This is a genomic window from Streptomyces sp. JLSY215, from assembly GCF_059682825.1.
The window spans coordinates 5,768,430-5,785,576 of the sequence record NZ_CM185022.1; the positions used below are offsets into that span (position 1 = coordinate 5,768,430).

14 protein-coding genes and 1 riboswitch are annotated in these 17,147 nt (G+C 69.2%); of the genes, 7 read left to right on the top strand and 7 right to left on the bottom strand.

Going from position 1 to position 17,147, the window contains the following annotated elements:
* Positions 1–9: 9 nt before the first annotated feature.
* Positions 10–1,059: a ribonucleotide-diphosphate reductase subunit beta gene (locus AC5677_RS25935; RefSeq protein ID WP_497190328.1), complete on the bottom strand. Its 1,050-nt coding sequence runs from the start codon at positions 1,057–1,059 to the stop codon at positions 10–12.
* Positions 1,059–3,476: a ribonucleoside-diphosphate reductase subunit alpha gene (locus AC5677_RS25940; RefSeq protein ID WP_497190329.1), complete on the bottom strand. Its 2,418-nt coding sequence runs from the start codon at positions 3,474–3,476 to the stop codon at positions 1,059–1,061. The genes AC5677_RS25935 and AC5677_RS25940 overlap by 1 nt, the downstream gene beginning before the upstream one ends.
* 161 nt (positions 3,477–3,637) lie before the next feature.
* Positions 3,638–3,787: riboswitch (cobalamin riboswitch) on the bottom strand.
* 139 nt (positions 3,788–3,926) lie between these two features.
* Between AC5677_RS25940 and AC5677_RS25945 the strand changes: the two genes are divergently transcribed.
* Complete coding sequence (locus tag AC5677_RS25945; protein WP_497190330.1) at positions 3,927–4,514, top strand: Uma2 family endonuclease; 588 nt, start codon at positions 3,927–3,929, stop codon at positions 4,512–4,514.
* 78 nt (positions 4,515–4,592) lie between these two features.
* Here the strand turns inward: AC5677_RS25945 and mctP are convergent, their stop codons facing one another.
* The 3 genes from mctP to AC5677_RS25960 all read right to left on the bottom strand — a co-directional run bounded on the left by mctP (position 4,593) and on the right by AC5677_RS25960 (position 7,442).
* Complete coding sequence (gene mctP, locus AC5677_RS25950) at positions 4,593–6,164, bottom strand: monocarboxylate uptake permease MctP (RefSeq protein ID WP_497196758.1); 1,572 nt, start codon at positions 6,162–6,164, stop codon at positions 4,593–4,595.
* Between the two features lie 101 nt (positions 6,165–6,265).
* Complete coding sequence (locus AC5677_RS25955; protein ID WP_497190331.1) at positions 6,266–6,541, bottom strand: DUF3311 domain-containing protein; 276 nt, start codon at positions 6,539–6,541, stop codon at positions 6,266–6,268.
* Positions 6,542–6,680: 139 nt separating this feature from the next.
* Complete coding sequence (locus AC5677_RS25960) at positions 6,681–7,442, bottom strand: GntR family transcriptional regulator (RefSeq protein ID WP_497190332.1); 762 nt, start codon at positions 7,440–7,442, stop codon at positions 6,681–6,683.
* Between the two features lie 241 nt (positions 7,443–7,683).
* Between AC5677_RS25960 and AC5677_RS25965 the strand changes: the two genes are divergently transcribed.
* From AC5677_RS25965 to AC5677_RS25980, 4 genes are all read left to right on the top strand, one after another.
* Positions 7,684–8,949: an extracellular solute-binding protein gene (locus tag AC5677_RS25965; RefSeq protein WP_497190333.1), complete on the top strand. Its 1,266-nt coding sequence runs from the start codon at positions 7,684–7,686 to the stop codon at positions 8,947–8,949.
* Between the two features lie 89 nt (positions 8,950–9,038).
* Entirely contained in the window at positions 9,039–10,031 is a 993-nt protein-coding gene (locus AC5677_RS25970; protein WP_497190334.1) for a carbohydrate ABC transporter permease, read from the top strand.
* Entirely contained in the window at positions 10,028–10,867 is an 840-nt protein-coding gene (locus AC5677_RS25975) for a carbohydrate ABC transporter permease (RefSeq protein WP_497190335.1), read from the top strand. Before AC5677_RS25970 ends, AC5677_RS25975 begins: the two co-directional genes overlap by 4 nt.
* A 3-nt stretch (positions 10,868–10,870) precedes the next feature.
* Entirely contained in the window at positions 10,871–12,433 is a 1,563-nt protein-coding gene (locus AC5677_RS25980) for a glycoside hydrolase family 3 protein (RefSeq protein ID WP_497190336.1), read from the top strand.
* A 264-nt stretch (positions 12,434–12,697) separates the two neighbouring features.
* On the opposite strand, the gene nagB is transcribed toward AC5677_RS25980, so the two are convergent.
* Together nagB and AC5677_RS25990 are read right to left on the bottom strand one after the other, a co-directional pair.
* Positions 12,698–13,480: a glucosamine-6-phosphate deaminase gene (gene nagB, locus AC5677_RS25985; protein ID WP_497190337.1), complete on the bottom strand. Its 783-nt coding sequence runs from the start codon at positions 13,478–13,480 to the stop codon at positions 12,698–12,700.
* Between the two features lie 183 nt (positions 13,481–13,663).
* Positions 13,664–14,437 (bottom strand): SDR family oxidoreductase, encoded by a 774-nt coding sequence (locus tag AC5677_RS25990; RefSeq protein WP_497190338.1) that lies wholly within the window; start codon positions 14,435–14,437, stop codon positions 13,664–13,666.
* Between the two features lie 141 nt (positions 14,438–14,578).
* Between AC5677_RS25990 and AC5677_RS25995 the strand changes: the two genes are divergently transcribed.
* Both AC5677_RS25995 and AC5677_RS26000 read left to right on the top strand, forming a co-directional pair.
* On the top strand, positions 14,579–15,256 hold the full coding sequence (locus AC5677_RS25995) for a TetR/AcrR family transcriptional regulator (RefSeq protein WP_497190339.1): 678 nt from the start codon (positions 14,579–14,581) through the stop codon (positions 15,254–15,256).
* A 405-nt stretch (positions 15,257–15,661) separates the two neighbouring features.
* Positions 15,662–17,137, top strand: a complete 1,476-nt coding sequence (locus tag AC5677_RS26000; RefSeq protein WP_497196759.1) for a sensor histidine kinase — start codon at positions 15,662–15,664, stop codon at positions 17,135–17,137.
* Positions 17,138–17,147 lie beyond the last annotated feature (10 nt).

Genomic DNA, 17,147 nt, shown 5'->3' on the forward strand with positions numbered 1-17,147 from the left:
TCCGACGTGCTAGAAGTCGTCGTCGAAGGAGACCGAGCCCTCCACGGCGACCTGGTAGGCCGAGGCCCGGCGCTCGAAGAAGTTGGTCAGCTCCTGGACGTTCTGCAGCTCCATGAAGGAGAACGGGTTCTCCGAGCCGTACACGGGCGGGAAGCCGAGCCGCTGCAGCCGCTGGTCGGCGACGCACTGGAGGTACTCGCGCATCGACTCGGTGTTCATGCCCGGCAGGCCGTCACCGCACAGATCGCGGCCGAACTGCAGCTCCGCCTCCACGGCCTCCTTCAGCATCTCGGTGACCTGCTGCTCCAGCTTGTCGTCGAAGAGGTCGGGCTCCTCCTCGCGGACGGTGTCGACCACCGAGAACGCGAAGTCCATGTGCATGGACTCGTCGCGGAAGACCCAGTTGGTGCCGGTGGCCAGCCCGTGCAGCAGACCGCGCGAGCGGAACCAGTAGACGTACGCGAACGCGCCGTAGAAGAACAGCCCCTCGATGCAGGCCGCGAAGCAGATGAGGTTGAGCAGGAAGCGGCGGCGGTCGGCCTTCGTCTCCAGCCGGTCGATGCTCTCGACCGAGTCCATCCACTTGAAGCAGAACTCGGCCTTCTCCCGGATGGACGGGATGTTCTCCACCGCGGCGAAGGCGGCGGCGCGGTCGTCCGGGTCGGGGAGGTAGGTGTCCAGCAGCGTCAGATAGAACTGGACGTGCACGGCCTCCTCGAAGAGCTGACGGCTCAGATACAGCCGCGCCTCGGGGGAGTTGATGTGCTTGTAGAGGGTCAGCACCAGGTTGTTCGCCACGATCGAGTCACCGGTCGCGAAGAACGCGACCAGCCGGCCGATCATGTGCTGCTCGCCGGGCGAGAGCTTGGCGAGGTCGGCGACGTCGGAGTGGAGGTCGACCTCCTCCACGGTCCAGGTGTTCTTGATCGCGTCGCGGTAGCGGTCGTAGAAGTCCGGGTACCGCATGGGCCGCAGGGTCAGCTCGAAGCCCGGGTCGAGGAGGTTCTTGGTGCCGGTGGTGGCGGTGTGCGCGGCGGCGGCGTTGGTCTCGGTGGTCATTACTGGCAGGCCTCGCAGGACTCGGGGTTTTCCAGGGAGCAGGCGACCGCCTCGGGGTCGGCCACCGGCAGCTGTGCGGGAACGGTCGCGGCGCGCGCGGACTGCGCGATCCGGGTCGCCGGGCGCGACCGCAGGTAGTACGTCGTCTTGATGCCGCGCTTCCAGGCGTAGGCGTACATCGAGCTGAGCTTGCCGATGGTCGGCGACGCCATGAAGAGGTTCAGCGACTGGCTCTGGTCGAGGTAGGGCGTACGGGCCGCGGCCATATCGATCAGGGCGCGCTGCGGGATCTCCCAGGCGGTGCGGTAACGGGACCGGACCTCCTCGGGGATCCAGGTGACGTCCTGCACCGAGCCATTGGCCTCGCGCAGCGCGTCACGGGTCCGCGCGTCCCACAGGCCCAGCGCCTTGAGCTCCTCGATCAGATAGGCGTTGACCTGGAGGAACTCGCCGCTCAGCGTTTCGCGCTTGAAGAGGTTGGAGACCTGCGGCTCGATGCACTCGTACACCCCCGCGATGGAGGCGATGGTGGCGGTCGGGGCGATGGCCAGGAGGAGGGAGTTGCGCATCCCGGTCTTCGCGATCCGGGCGCGCAGCGCGGCCCAGCGGTCGGCCCAGCGGGGCTCGGCGTCCGGGTAGTGGTCCGGGTGCAGCACCCCGCGGGCGGTGCGCGTCGCCGACCAGGCCGGATGCGGGCCCTGCCGCTCGGCGAGGCCGGCCGACGCCTCGTACGCGGCGAGCATGATCCGCTCGGAGATACGGGTCGACAGCTCCTTCGCCTCGGGCGAGTCGAAGGGCAGCCGCAGCCGGAAGAAGACGTCCTGCAGGCCCATCAGGCCCAGACCGACCGGGCGCCAGCGGGCGTTGGACGTCCCGGCCTGCTCGGTCGGGTAGAAGTTGATGTCCACGACGCGGTCGAGGAAGGTCACGGCGGTGCGGACGGTGGCGTCCAGCCGCTCCCAGTCCATCTCGCCGTCCTCGCCCAGGTGGGCGGCCAGGTTGACCGATCCGAGGTTGCAGACCGCGGTCTCCCCGTCGTTGGTCACCTCCAGGATCTCCGTGCACAGGTTGGAGGAGTGCACGACCTGGCCGGGCTCGGCGGTCTGGTTGGCGGTGCGGTTGGCGGCGTCCTTGAACGTCATCCAGCCGTTGCCGGTCTGCGCCAGGGTGCGCATCATCCGCGAGTACAGCAGCCGCGCCGGGATCTGCTTGAGCGCCCGGCCGTCGGCCTCGGCCCTGCGGTAGGCGGCGTCGAACTCGTCGCCCCACAGGTCCACCAGCTCCGGGACGTCGGCGGGCGAGAACAGCGACCAGTCGGCGTCGGCCTCGACCCGGCGCATGAACTCGTCCGGGATCCAGTGCGCGATGTTCAGGTTGTGCGTACGGCGGGCCTCCTCGCCGGTGTTGTCGCGCAGCTCCAGGAACTCCTCGATGTCGGCGTGCCAGGTCTCCAGGTAGACACAGGCGGCGCCCTTGCGCCGGCCGCCCTGGTTCACGGCCGCGACCGAGGCGTCGAGCGTGCGCAGGAACGGCACGATGCCGTTGGAGTGGCCGTTGGTGCCCCGGATCAGCGACCCCCGTGCGCGGATCCGGGAGTAGGAGAGACCGATGCCGCCGGCGTGCTTGGAGAGCCGGGCCACCTGGTGGTAGCGGTCGTAGATCGAGTCCAGCTCGTCCAGCGGGGAGTCCAGCAGATAGCAGGAGGACATCTGCGGGTGGCGGGTGCCGGAGTTGAAGAGGGTGGGGGAGGAGGGCAGATAGGACAGCGTGCTGGTCAGGCGGTACAGCTCCGCGACGTCCGCCAGCGCCCGCTCGGAGCGGTCCTCGGCGAGGCCGCAGGCCACCCGGAGCAGGAAGTGCTGGGGGGTCTCGATGACCTGCCGGGTGGTGGGGTGCCGCAGCAGGTAGCGGGAGTGCAGGGTACGCAGCCCGAAGTAGCCGAAGCGGTCGTCGGCGCCGTCCCGGAGGGCGGTTTCGACCAGCCCGTCCAGCTGCTGCGCATGCGCCCGGACGAACTCCGCCGTCTCGTCGGCGATCAGGCCCTCACGGTGGCCGGTCTCGACGGAGGCGGAGAAGGCGACCGCCCCCTGTCCGGCCGCCTCCTCCGCGATGGCGAGGGTGAGCAGGCGGGCGGCGAGCCTGGAGTACTGCGGCTCGTCGCCGATCAGACCGGCCGCGGCGTCGATGGCCAGCGCGCGCAACTCGGCCTCGTCCGAGCCCGGGTGACGACCGCGCAGCGCGGCGGCGGCCACCTTGCCGGGGTCGGTCGCGGTGAGGTCCGCGGTCAGGTCGGTCAGGGTGCGCAGCAGCGCGACGCCCGGTCCGTCCTGGCCCTGCCCGGCAGGGGCGTCCGGCGCGGCCACCGCAGGCGGCACGACCTCGGCGTCTGACGCGGGCTCCGTTGGCGCGATGGTCACGTGATGCTCTCCCTCACTCGGCGGGGGCCGGGAGGGCGCGGTGCGACGGGCGCTCGCGGGCATGCGGCACCCCGTGACGTTCAGGGGTGCGCGGGCACACCGCGCGGCGTCCATCGGCCCAACCCTCGGGGCCCGGACGTATCGACGTCCGCACCGATGGCGGTGCGGGCGTACCGTCGGCAGGTCCTCGGACTTCGCGGCACCCGTAGGACGGCCCTGTGGCAGTTGGGGTGCGCGTTCATACCGTTGCGGGACAGTTCCGGATTCCCACCGGATTCCCCTGCGGCGACAGCGAGGACGAGCATACATGTGGGGGTGGCTCCTCGTGTGCACCCCCACATCTAGTGTGTTGCGAGTGATCAACGAGTGATCGGGCGGTGCCTGTCAGTGGCCTGGGCTATCGTCGGTCTTACGTCCTCGGCCCTGCTGAGTTGAAGAAGGAGGAGCTCCATGACCGCGCTTGTCGATCGGCCGCACAGCACGTTCACCGACTACTTCGAAGAGGCAGCTCGGATGCTCGACCGGTCGGAGGAAGGCGCGCGGCTGGAACTTATCGACGGAAAAATCTGGAGCAAGGCTTTGCCGGACGGGGGCCACGGTCGGATCGTCGAGTGGCTGACACGCATCTGCATGCAGTCGCGCCCTGAGCTGTGGCTCTATCCGGACCAGGGAGTCAAGGTAGAGGTGTATCGCAGCGGCCGAGCCCGGCCGGATGGGGCACTCGCGGCCAGCGGCGCCTTTGTCGGCCAAGGTGAATGGGTAGATCCTGAACCGGTGCTGATGGTCGTCGAGGTCACGTCCTCCGACTCCGACACCCACAAGCGTGACCGGGTGGAGAAGCCCCGCGCCTACGCGGAAGCCAATATTCCGCTCTATCTGCTGATCGACCGACAGGAGTGCCAGGTGTCGCTCTACAGCGAGCCCGATGGCACCCGCTACGAGGACGTCCACACCGTGCCGTACGGCAAGTCGCTCCACCTCCCAGAACCCGTCGGCATCACCCTGGAAACCGAGCCGCTCAAGGACTGGGTGAACTAAAACCTCCCTCATGCAGGCAAAAGGGCCGCCATGACCCCGAGGGTCGCGGCGGCCCTTCTCCGTGAACGGACCGACGGCTCAGCGCCCGGCCGGCGCCTCCTCCGTGGCTTCCGGCAGTTCCGCCGTGACGCCCTTGTCGCCGATGTCCGCCGTGTAGTCGGCGGGGCTGGTCTCGTCGACGCCCTCCGGGGCCTTGGCGGCCTTCAGGGCGACGGTCAGCACCACCGAGACCACGACGTTCAGCACGAACGCGGTCAGGCCGATGTAGCCGATCTCGCCGATGCCGGGTATCTCCGCGCTGGAGCCGCCGAAGTGCTTCTGGGTGGGGCTGGCCACGCCGTACGCCGCCAGCGTGCCGTAGAGCATGCCGGCCGCCCAGCCCGTCAGCAGCGCCCAGCGGTGGAACCAGCGGGTGAACAAGCCGCCGACCAGCGACGGCATGGTCTGCAGGATCCAGATGCCGCCCAGCAGCTGGAAGTTGATGGCGACGGTCTTGTCCATGGTGAGGACGAAGACGAGCGCACCGACCTTCACCAGCAGCGACACGAGCTTGGCGACCTTGTGCTCCTGCTCGGGGGTCGCGTCCGGCTTGAGGAAGTCCTTGTAGACGTTGCGGGTGAAGAGGTTGGCCGCGGCGATGGACATGATGGCCGCGGGCACCAGCGCGCCGATGCCGATCGCGGCGAAGGCGACGCCGGAGAACCAGCTCGGGAACATGTCCTCGAACAGCTGCGGGATCGCCAGCTGAGGGTTGCCCTTGATGTCCGTACCGGCCTTGACCGCCATGAAGCCGAGCAGCGCCAGGAAGCCCAGCATCAGGGAGTACAGCGGCAGGATGGTGGTGTTGCGGCGGATCACGTTGCGGCTGCGGGAGGACAGCGTGGCCGTGATGGAGTGCGGGTACATGAACAGCGCCAGCGCGGAGCCCAGCGCCAGGGTGGCGTACGCCCACTGGGCGTTGGGGCCGCTGACCAGCTCGCCGCGCGGTTTGCCGGGGACGGCGCCGGGCTGGGCGAATGCCTTGCCGGCCGCGTCGAAGATCGCGTCGAAGCCGCCCAGCTTGATCGGGATGTAGATGATCGCCACGGCGATGACCAGGTAGATCAGGCCGTCCTTGACGAAGGCGATCAGGGCCGGCGCCCGCAGGCCGGAGGAGTAGGTGTACGCGGCCAGCACCGCGAACGCGATCAGCAGCGGCAGGTCCTTGACGAACCAGTTGGTGTTCTCGCCGCCGCCGACGCCCATCACGTCCAGGACGGCCTGGATGCCGACCAGTTGGAGGGCGATGTACGGCATCGTGGCGAGGATGCCGGTGAGCGCCACGGCCAGCGACAGGCCCTTGGAGCCGAAGCGGCCGCGGACGAAGTCGGAGGTGGTGACGTACCCGTGCTTGTGCGAGACCGACCACAGGCGGGGCAGGAAGGTGAAGATCAGCGGGTAGACCAGGATGGTGTACGGGACGGCGAAGAAGCCGGCCGCGCCCGCCGCGTAGATGGCCGCCGGGACGGCCACGAAGGTGTACGCGGTGTAGAGGTCACCGCCGAGCAGGAACCACGTCACCCAGGTGCCGAAGCTGCGGCCGCCCAGGCCCCATTCGTCGAGGTTGGCGGACTCCTCGGCCTTGCGCCAGCGGGCGGCCAGGAAGCCCATGACCGTCACGGCCAGGAAGAAGAAGACGAAGACGGCCAGTGCGATGCCGTTGACGCCGCCGGCCGGGGCCGCGGCGAGATGCGTGGCGGAGGCGTGGGCGGTCACTTGGCCACACCACCCTTGCGGGCGCGCTGCTCACGCTGCACCAGCTTGTACGCCAGCATCGTCAGCGCGGTCGAGATCAGCACCCACAGCATCTGGTACCAGTAGAAGAACGGGATCCCGATGAGCGTCGGCTCGATCTTCGCGTACGAACTCACCCACAGCATCGCCACGAACGGAGCGAGCAGACACACCCCGACCACCACACGGGTGGGCGTGACGATCCGTCTGCGCTCCGGGGATTCGGCTGCCGGCGCTGGCTCTGGTCCTGACATGGCGGGGCTCCGTCCGTGGCAATTTCTCCTGGGTAATCGGCTGGAAATCTAAGCCAGGGTCGTGGCACGCGTCACTAGGTGTCCGCATATCGGTATGGCATACCTGAGTTGGGCGTTCGGCCGGGCCCGCGCCGCGCCCTCAGTCCGCGGGGCGGCGCAGCCGGGCGACGAACTTGTAGCGGTCGCCGCGGTAGACCGAGCGCACCCACTCCACGGGCTGTCCCTGCGCGTCGAGGGAGTGCCGGGAGAGCATCAGCATCGGCAGGCCGACGTCCGTGCCCAGCAGGCCGGCCTCGCGCGGGGTGGCCAGCGACGTCTCGATGGTCTCCTCGGCCTCCGCCAGGCGGACGTCGTAGACCTCGGCCAGGGCGGTGTAGAGCGAGGTGTACTTGACGAGATTGCGGCGCAGCGCGGGGAAGCGCTTCGCCGACAGATGGGTGGTCTCGATGGCCATCGGCTCGCCGCTGGCCAGCCGCAGCCGCTCGATGCGCAGCACCCGGCCGCCGGTGGTGATGTCCAGCAGCTCGGCGAGGCGGTCGTCGGCCGTGACATAGCCGATGTCCAGCAGCTGGGACGTCGGCTCCAGCCCCTGGGCGCGCATGTCCTCGGTGTAGGAGGTCAGTTGCAGCGCCTGGGAGACCTTGGGCTTGGCGACGAAGGTGCCCTTGCCCTGGATGCGCTCCAGCCGGCCCTCGACGACCAGCTCCTGGAGAGCCTGACGGACCGTCGTCCGGGAGGTGTCGAACTCCGCGGCGAGGGTGCGCTCGGGCGGTACCGGGGAGCCGGGCGGCAGCGTCTCGGTGATCTCCAGCAAGTGCCGCTTGAGGCGGTAGTACTTGGGCACCCGAGCGGTGCGGGTGGTGCCGCCACCGCTCTCGGTGCTGCCGCCTTCGGTCTCCATGACCCGCCTCTCCGACCCCTGTCGTGCCGCCGTCACCGGCTCCTCCGTACGTAGCGCCTCACATCGTGGCATGAGTGCGCTCTCCGTGCTCCCTCGCAGGTCCCGGCCTGCCAGGTGTCGGTCCGGTAACGGACCTGACAGCGACTCTTATACACCCTTGACACCCCTAAAGGTCTAGGCCAAGCTGCGGGCACTGGTCTAAACCATTAAAGACCACACCCGGCTATTGGGGGAGAGCGCAATGAAGCGTGGGCTCATAGCGGCGACGGCGGTCGCGGGAATGCTGGTGGGTGTCGCTGCCTGTGGGTCGGGCGACGGAACGGCGGGCGCGGACGATTTCAAGGGCAAAAAGCTCACCGTATGGGTGATGAGCGGCTCCAATCCGACGCAATGGACCAAACAGGTCTCCGCGCAATTCAAGAAGAAGACCGGCGCCACCGTGGAGTTCAAGGTCCAGCAGTGGAATGGAATTCAGCAGAAGCTGAGCACCGCGCTGTCCGAGGACACCCCGCCGGACGTCGTCGAAATCGGCAACACGCAGACCGCCGCCTATGCGAAGGCGGGCGCCCTGGCCGACCTCGGCGACCTGAAGAAGGAAATCGGCGCCGACTGGAACGAGGCCTTCAACAAGGCCTCGGTGGTGGACGGGAAGCAGTACGCGCTGCCGTGGTTCGCCGGCAACCGCGTGGTCATGTACAACAAGAAGATCTGGGCCGAGGCCGGCCTCAAGGGCACCCCGAAGACCCGCGGCGAGCTCTTCAAGGCGTTCGCCGCCATCAAGAAGAAGACCGACGCCGAACCGCTCTATCTCCCCGGCCAGAACTGGTACTTCTTCGACGGACTGACCCTCGGCACCGGCGCCGACCTGGTGAAGAAGCAGGGCGGCAAGTGGGTTTCCAACCTCGGTGACCCCAAGGTCGCCAAGGCCATGGACATCTACAAGCAGTACCAGGCCTTCAGCACCGCCCCGAAGAACAAGGACGAGGCCACCCCGCAACAGGGCGAGGTCTTCGCCAAGGGGAAGACCGGCGCCGTGATCGCCATGGGGTACGAGGCGGCCACCGCCATCAAGGCCAACCCCGAAATCAAGAAGGACATCGGATTCTTCACCATTCCCGGTGAGACCGCCGCGCGGCCCGAGGGCGTATTCCTCGGCGGCTCCAACTTCGCGGTCGCCGGAATGGGCAAGAACCAGGAACTCGCCAAGGAATTCCTGAAGGTCGCCCTGTCGAAGGCGAACGACGCACAGATGGTCAAGGAGGTCGGCTGGACGCCGAAGTCTCCCGACCTGGCCGCGGCCGCCGAGCAGAATCCCGCCGCGGCGGCCGCCGCACCCGCCGCGGCGAAGTCCGGCGGCACGACACCGCTGATTCCCCAGTGGGCCGCGGTGGAGAACACACCGAACCCGATCAAGAGCTATATGACGGCCGTGCTGGGCGGTAAGTCCCCGGCCGACGCCGCCAAGGACGTCGAGTCCGAGATCAACGCGCGGCTCGCCAAGGAGTAACACCACCGGCGGCGTACGGGGCCGGCCGTCCCCGGCCCCGTACGCGCACACCGGGTGCATCCGAGGGGAACGAGGGGGAGCAGGGACCCATGGCAGTGCAGCTCGACGACGCGGCGGCCGCGACGGACCGGACCGCGGCGCGGACCGGCAACGGAAACGCGCCACCCGGCCGCCGCGGACCCGGGAGACGGCGGGGCACCCCGTATCTGCTGCTGCTCCCGGCCCTGCTCGCGACCGCGGTCTTCCTGGGCTGGCCGATGGTGCGCAATCTCCTGCTCTCCTTCCAGAACCTCAATATGAAGGAGCTGATCCAGCACCTCACCGAATGGCGGGGGACCGGCAACTACCAGGAGATCCTGGGCAGCGAGCAGTTCTGGCGGGTGACCCTGCGCACCCTCGTCTTCACCGCCGTCAACGTCGTCCTGATCATGCTCCTCGGCACCCTGATCGGACTGCTGCTCGCCCGGCTCGGCAAGAAGATGCGCCTGACGCTGTCCGCCGCGCTGGTCCTGGCCTGGGCAATGCCCGTGATCGCCGCCACCACCGTCTTCCAGTGGCTCTTCGACTCCCGCTACGGCGTCGTCAACTGGCTGCTGGACCGGCTCGGCCTGCACGCCATGGCCCACTACGACTGGGTCGGCACCCAGCTGTCGACCTTCTTCGTCATCACCGTACTGATCGTCTGGCAGTCGCTGCCCTTCGTGGCGCTCAACCTCTACGCCGCCACCACGACCATCCCCAAGGAGCTCTACGAGGCGGCCCGGATGGACGGCGCCGGCACCTGGCGGGTCTTCACCTCCGTCACCTTCCCCTTCCTCAAGCCCTTCTTCCTCGCCACGACGTTCCTGGAAGTCATCTGGGTCTTCAAAGCCTTCCCGCAGATCTTCGCGATCAACGAAGGCGGCCCGGACCGGCTCACCGAAACCCTGCCGATCTACGCCTTCACCGAGGGCGTCGGCAACCTCCACTACGGCATGGGCGCCGCGATCTCGCTGCTGACCATCGCGGTGCTGCTCGCCATGACCGCGTACTACCTGCGTCTGACGATCAGGCAGGAAAAGCAAGAGGAGAACGAGCTGTGAAGCGCGGAGCCCTTTCGACGGCGGGCCGCATCTGGCCCAACGCCACGGCGGTGGTGCTCGCCATCGGCTTTGTCTTCCCCGTCTACTGGATGTTCGGCACGGCCTTCAAGCCGACCCGGGACATCGTCACCGAAGACCCCGTGTGGTTCCCCTTCCACGGCACCCTCGACCACTTCGCGACCGCCGTGAACGCCCCCCACTTCTGGACCCTGGCCGGGAACTCGGTCATCGTGACCGTCCTCGCCGTCGGCCTGTCGCTGGTCATCGCGCTCTGCGGGGCCTTCGCCCTCACCCGGATGCGCTTCAAGGGCCGTAAGGGCATGCTGCTGACGTTCATGGTCGCCCAGATGGCGCCCTGGGAGGTCATGGTGATCTCGATCTATCTGATCGTCCGCGACGCCGACATGCTCAACAGCCTCCTCCCGCTCACCTTCTTCTACATGCTGATGGTGCTGCCCTTCACCCTGCTGACGCTGCGCGGCTATGTCGCCGCCGTGCCCAGGGAACTGGAGGAGTCCGCGATGGTCGACGGCTGTTCCCGCCGGCAAGCCTTCCTCAAGGTCGTCTTTCCCCTCCTCGCCCCCGGACTGATGGCCACCTCCCTCTTCGGCTTCATCACCGCCTGGAACGAATTCCCGCTCGTACTGGTCCTCAACAAGGAGCCCGAGGCGGGCACCCTGCCGCTGTGGCTCTCGCAGTTCCAGAGCCAGTTCGGGGACGACTGGGGCGCCACCATGGCCGCCGCCTCCCTCTTCGCCGTCCCGATCCTGCTCCTCTTCCTGTTCCTGCAACGCAAGGCGGTCGGCGGTCTCACCTCCGGCGCAGTGAAGGGATAACGCATGGCTGCTGCTCCTCTCCGCCCCGTACGTTCCACCGACACCCTCACCCGCGACGCACTCGCCGTCCTCCAGCCCGGCTTCACCGGCACCACCGCCCCCGACTGGCTGCTCCGCCGCCTCGACGAGGGTCTGGCCTCGGTCGGCCTCTTCGGCCGCAATGTGCACAGCCCGGACCAACTCTCTTCCCTGTGCGCACAGTTGCGCGACGTACGGGACGAACTCCTCGTCGCCATCGACGAGGAGGGCGGCGATGTCACCCGCCTCGAGGTGCGCCGCGGCTCCTCCTTTCCCGGCAACCTCGCGCTCGGCGCCGTCGACGACACCGCCCTGACCCGCGGCGTCGCCCGCGAACTCGGCCGCCGCCTGGCCGACTGCGGCATCAGCCTCAACTGGGCGCCGTCCGCCGACGTCAACTCCAACCCTGCCAACCCCGTCATCGGCGTCCGCTCCTTCGGCGCCGACCCGCAGCTGGTCGCCCGGCACACCGCCGCCTACATCGAAGGCCTCCAGTCCGCCGGCGTCGCCGCCTGCACCAAGCACTTCCCCGGCCACGGCGACACCGCCGTCGACTCCCACCACGACCTGCCGCGCATCACCGCCGACCTGTCCACCCTCCAGGAACGCGAACTCGTCCCCTTCCGCGCCGCCATCGCCGCCGGAACCAAGGCCGTGATGAGCGCGCACATCCTGCTGCCCGCCCTGGACGGCGACCACCCGGCCACGCTCAGCCCGGCCGCCCTGCACGGCCTGCTGCGCGCGCCGGTTGCCGAGGGCGGCCTCGGCTTCGACGGCCTGATCGTCACCGACGGCATGGAGATGCAGGCCATCTCCGCCACCTACGGCATCGAGCGCGGCAGCGTACTGGCCATCGCGGCCGGTGCCGACGCGATCTGCGTGGGCGGCGGACTGGCTGACGAGGACACCGTGCTGCGGCTGCGCGACGCTCTGGTGGGGGCGGTGCGCGACGGGGAGCTGTCGGAGAAGCGGCTCGCCGACGCCGCGGCACGGGTGCGCGCCCTGGCGCGCTGGACCCGGAGTGCGGGCGCGGCGGTGGGGACCGCGCCCGCACCCGGCATCGGCCTCACGGCCGCGCGCCGCGCCCTGCGCATCACCGCCAACGGCCCCTACGAGCCGCTGACCGGCCCGGCCTATGTCGCCGCCTTCACCCCCCTCGCCAATATCGCCGTGGGCGACGAGACCCCCTGGGGCGTTGCCGCCGAACTCGCCCGCCTCCTTCCCGGCACCCGGACCGGCACCCACACCGCCGAGTCCGCGGCCGCGCTGGGCACCCCGGCCCTGATCGACCGTCTGCTCGACGAGGCCGCAGGCCGCCGCCTCGTCGCCGTCGTCCGCGACGCCCACCGCCACCCCTGGATGGCCGACGCCCTGCGCATCCTCACCACGACCCGCCCCGACACGGCCGTCATCGAAATGGGCGTCCCACAGGCCCCACCCACCGGCGCCCTCCACATCGCCACCCATGGCGCGGCCCGGGTGTGCGGCCATGCAGCGGCCGAGGCCCTCACGGCGGGCACGACCACCGCACCCGCGGCCGACGGCTGACAGCGCCGCGAACGACACGACCGCGGACGACGGGACCGCGAAGGGCAACACCACCAACGACAGCGCCGCGAACGGCACGACCACGATCGGCAGCCCCACCTAGGACAACGCCCCACCTAGGGCAACGCCCCGCCGGCGGAGAGAGGGCGCGCCCCGCCCGCCCGCGTCGGGCCGATGCACCTACCGCCCCGCCCCGCCCCGCCCGGGTCGGGTCGGGCCGGGCCGACGGTCGCGCCGCCGCCCCGACCCGATGCGGGCCACCGCCTAGATCCCCTGCCACTCCGGCTTCGCCGCATACGTGGCCCGGAAGTATTCGGCGAGCTTCAGCTTGGCGGCTGCGGCCTCGTCGACGACGACCGTCGCATGCGGATGGAGCTGCAGGGCCGAGGCCGGGACCAGCGCGGCGACCGGCCCCTCGACGGCGTGGGCCACCGCATCGGCCTTGCCCTCCCCGGTGGCGAGCAGGACCAGATGGCGGGCCTCCAGGATCGTGCCGATGCCCTGGGTGATGACGTGGTGCGGCACCTCGTCGAGGCTGTCGAAGAAGCGGGCGTTGTCCTCCCGGGTCTGCCGGGTCAGCGTCTTGATACGGGTGCGAGAAGCGAGCGACGAGCACGGCTCGTTGAAGCCGATGTGTCCGTCGGTGCCGATACCGAGCAGCTGGAGGTCCACACCTCCGGCCTCGCTCAGCGCCCTGTCGTACGCCGCACATGCGGCCTGGACGTCCGCCGCCGAACCGTCCGGCCCCATGAAGGAGTCCTCACCGAGACCCAGCGGCTCCACCACCTCCCGCAGAACCACCGAACGATAGGACTCGGGGTGTCCGGCCGGCAGGCCCACATACTCGTCGAGCTGGCAGATGCGGGCCCGCGAGGCGTCCACCGCGCCGGCCCGGACCTTCGCCGAGAGCGCCTCGTAGATGGGCAACGGGGTCGAGCCGGTGGCCACGCCGAGCAGCGCGTCGGGCTTGCGGCGCATCAGGGTGGCGATGGCCTCCGCGATGAGCTCGCCACCTGCCGTGGCGTCCGGGACGATGACAACTTCCACGCTTGGCCTGCCGTTCTGAAGAATGGGCTATGTGGTATAGACCAATCTAACAGAGCGGGGCCCGCGGAACCGGGTGCTGTCATGGAATGGCGGGGCACGTTTTGTCGTCGATCGGGCGACCGGACGGCCGACCGGCGGGTCGACGGGCCGGGGGGTGGGTGGGCCGCCCGGCGGCCGCACCCGTCAGAGCAGCGCACCCCCCGTCGCATCGATCCACTGCCCCGTCACCCAACGGCTGTCGTCCGAGGCGAGAAAGGCCACGATGTCGCCGATGTCGGTCGGATCCGCGACCCGGCCGAGCGGGGATATCGCCCCGAGCGCCTGCCGCGCCCCGGCATTGCTCTCCCCGCGCAGCCATTCGGCGTTCATATCCGTATCGACCGCACCGGGCGCCACCGCATTGACCGTGATGCCGCGCCCGCCCAGGTCCTTGGCGAGCGTCGAGGTGAACACATCGATCGCGCCCTTGCTCATGGCGTAGGCGATCAGCTCGGGCTTGGCCGCGCCATGCGTCAGCCCCGTCGAGACATTGACGATCCGGCCGCCGTCCCGCAGCCGGGTCAGCCCCTGCTGGACGAGGAAGAACGGCGCCTTGGTGTTGACCGCGAAGAGGCGGTCGAAATCCTCTTCCGTCATCTCGCCGAGGCGCTTCAGCGTCCCGTCGACCGCTTTGTTGATTCCCGCGTTGTTGACCAGGATGTCCACTCCGTCGGCCTGCTCGTCGAACGCGGCCCACAGCGCCTCGACACCGCCCGGCACTCCCAACTCGGCCCGGACCGCGAAGGCCTGGCCTCCCGCGGCCTCGATCGCCGAGACCGTCTCCTTGGCCGCCGTCTCATCGCGTCCGTAGTGAACGGCCACCCGCGCCCCGTCCCGCGCCAGCCGCTGCGAGATCGCCCGGCCGATCCCCCTGCTGCCGCCCGTCACCAGCGCCGTCCTGCCCCTGAGCGCACTCATGGCCGTGCCCCTCCCGATGTCGTATGTGCCGCTCGGTACGGGCGTACGCGCACACGCATCCCGCACCGAGCACTTTCTGTATCGCTCACTACAAAAAAACCGTAGCACGGCTTCCGTACCGACCGCTATAGAATTCACCCCATGGCGACCAAGGAGACGAGCAAGGAGACGAAACAGCGCGGCCGGCCCCGCTCCTTCGACCGGGAGACGGCCCTTGAGCAGGCGATTCGCTCCTTCTGGGAGCAGGGCTACGAAGCCACGTCCATCTCCGACCTCACCCGCACCATGGGCATCAGCGCCCCCAGCCTGTACGCCGCCTTCGGCGACAAGCGGGCCCTGTTCGACGAGGTGGTGGCCGAGTACGGGCGGCTCTACGGCGGCTTCATCTCCCGCGCCGTGGCCGAGGAGCCGACCGCACGCCGCGGCGTCGAACGGGCGCTGCGCGAGGCCGCGGTCGAATACACCCTGCCCGGCCGCCCTCGCGGCTGCCTCGTGATCAGCGCAGCCCAGAACACCGCCCCCGCGTCCGCCGAAGTCGCCGAGTCCCTGCGGGAGATGAGGCAGGCGAACCGCCGGGATTACGAGCGGGCCATCACGGCGGACATCGCTTCCGGAGAGCTCCCCGCCGATACGGACGCCGTCGCCCTCGCCCATTACGTGGCGGCCGTCGTCCAGGGCATGTCGCAGCAGGCGCGGGACGGCGCGGACCGGGCGGCGCTGGAGGCGATCGGAGAGCTGGCGATGAAGGTCTGGCCGAAGAGCCCGCAGAAACGGGGAAAGGCACAGAAAGCGGCCGGTACAGCGGCCGGAACCCCCTGAAGCACCCGCGGGCCGCGGCGCCGGGACAGGACCCTCAACCTGTCCGGCACCGCAGCCCGGAGCTGACATCGGCCGACCTCGTGTGCAGCCGGGATGTGCCCCATGTGCGGTAGGGGCACGGTCCCGGCCGAGGCCGGTCGATCGGAGGCCTCGGCGCAGTCAGGGCAGAGAGCGCCTCGGGCCTCGTTCCGCTCTCCTGTGCGGGGAGAACGGAGGATCAGGATCTGGAGAGTCCCCCAGAAGGTGTGTCGTACCCAACATTGTGGACTAGACCATTCTCGGTTGTCCATGCCCTTGCAAGGACCGCGGATGCGCTCCGGTGAGGGGGCGAACAAGAGAGCGGACAAAAGATACGCCTGAACGCCAGGTACACGCTACGCCGGTAGGCTCGCATATGTGCCCTCCATGAACGATCTCGTACGCCAGCACACCGCTCTGAGTGACTCGGACCTCGAGTGGCTGCATCTGCTGGTCTCGGAGTGGCAGCTGCTCTCCGACCTTTCCTTCGCCGATCTTGTGCTGTGGGTTCCCACCCTGGACGGCACCCGTTACGTTTCGGTCGCGCAGATGCGGCCCAATACCGGCCCCACCTCCTACCAGGACGACATGGTCGGCCATCTCGTTCCGCGCGGCCGCCGGCCGATGCTGGACTCCGCCCTGGACGAGGGCCGGATCGTGCGCGAGGGCGATCCGGAGTGGCGGGAGGAGGTGCCGGTCCGGGTCGAGTCCATCCCGGTCCGCCGCGACGGCCGGGTGCTCGGAGTGATCGCCCGGAATACGAACCTGCTGACCGTACGGACCCCGAGCCGCCTGGAGCTCACCTACCTCCAGAGCGCCTCCGACCTCGCCCAGATGATCGCTGCAGGATCGTTTCCCTTCCCCGGCCAGCAGGTCGACATGGATGCCTCGCCGCGCGCCGGCGACGGACTGATCCGGCTCGACGCCGACGGAGTGGTCCAGTACGCCAGCCCCAACGCGCTCTCCGCCTACCACCGGCTCGGCCTCGCCGCCGACCTGGTGGGCCACCATCTCGGACAGGCCACCGCAGAACTGGCGCCCGCCCGCGGTCCGGTGGACGAGGCGCTGGTCAAGCTCGCCAGCGGCTGGGCCCCCCGGGAATTCGAGGTCGAGGGCAGTGACGGCGTGATCCAATTGCGCGCCATTCCGCTCAAGCCGAAGGGAACGCACATCGGTTCCCTCGTGCTGCTGCGCGATGTCACCGAACTGCGACGCCGTGAGCGGGAACTGATCACCAAGGACGCCACCATCCGGGAAATCCACCACCGGGTGAAGAACAATCTCCAGACCGTTGCCGCATTGTTGCGTTTGCAGGCCCGGCGCATGGATTCCCCGCAAGGCCGAGAGGCGCTCAACGAGGCGGTACGCCGGGTCGGTTCGATCGCGATCGTGCACGAGACGCTGTCGCAGAACCTCGATGAGCGGGTCGAGTTCGACGAGATCGCCGACCGGGTGCTGGCCATGGTGGCGGAGATCTCCCCCGGAAAGGTGACCACGCGGCGCACCGGCCGCTTCGGCATCCTGGACGCCGAGGTCGCCACACCGCTGTCGATGGTGCTCACGGAGATCTTGCAGAACGCCCTGGAGCACGCCTTTGACCAGGCGGAAGGCGGCACCGTCGAGGTCGGCGCGGTGCGCGGCGGGACGCGTGCGGAGCCGCGGCTGGTGGTCACCGTCCAGGACGACGGCCGGGGGCTGCCGGAGGGTTTCGATCCGCAGCGGACCGGAAACCTGGGGCTGCAGATCGTCAGGACCCTGGTGGAGGGGGAGTTGGGCGGAACGTTCGACATGGTGCGGGCGTCCGACCGCGGTACGCGGGTCCTCCTGGACGTGCCCGTACGGGCGGAGAAGCAGCAGCACTGACAGGTGGCCC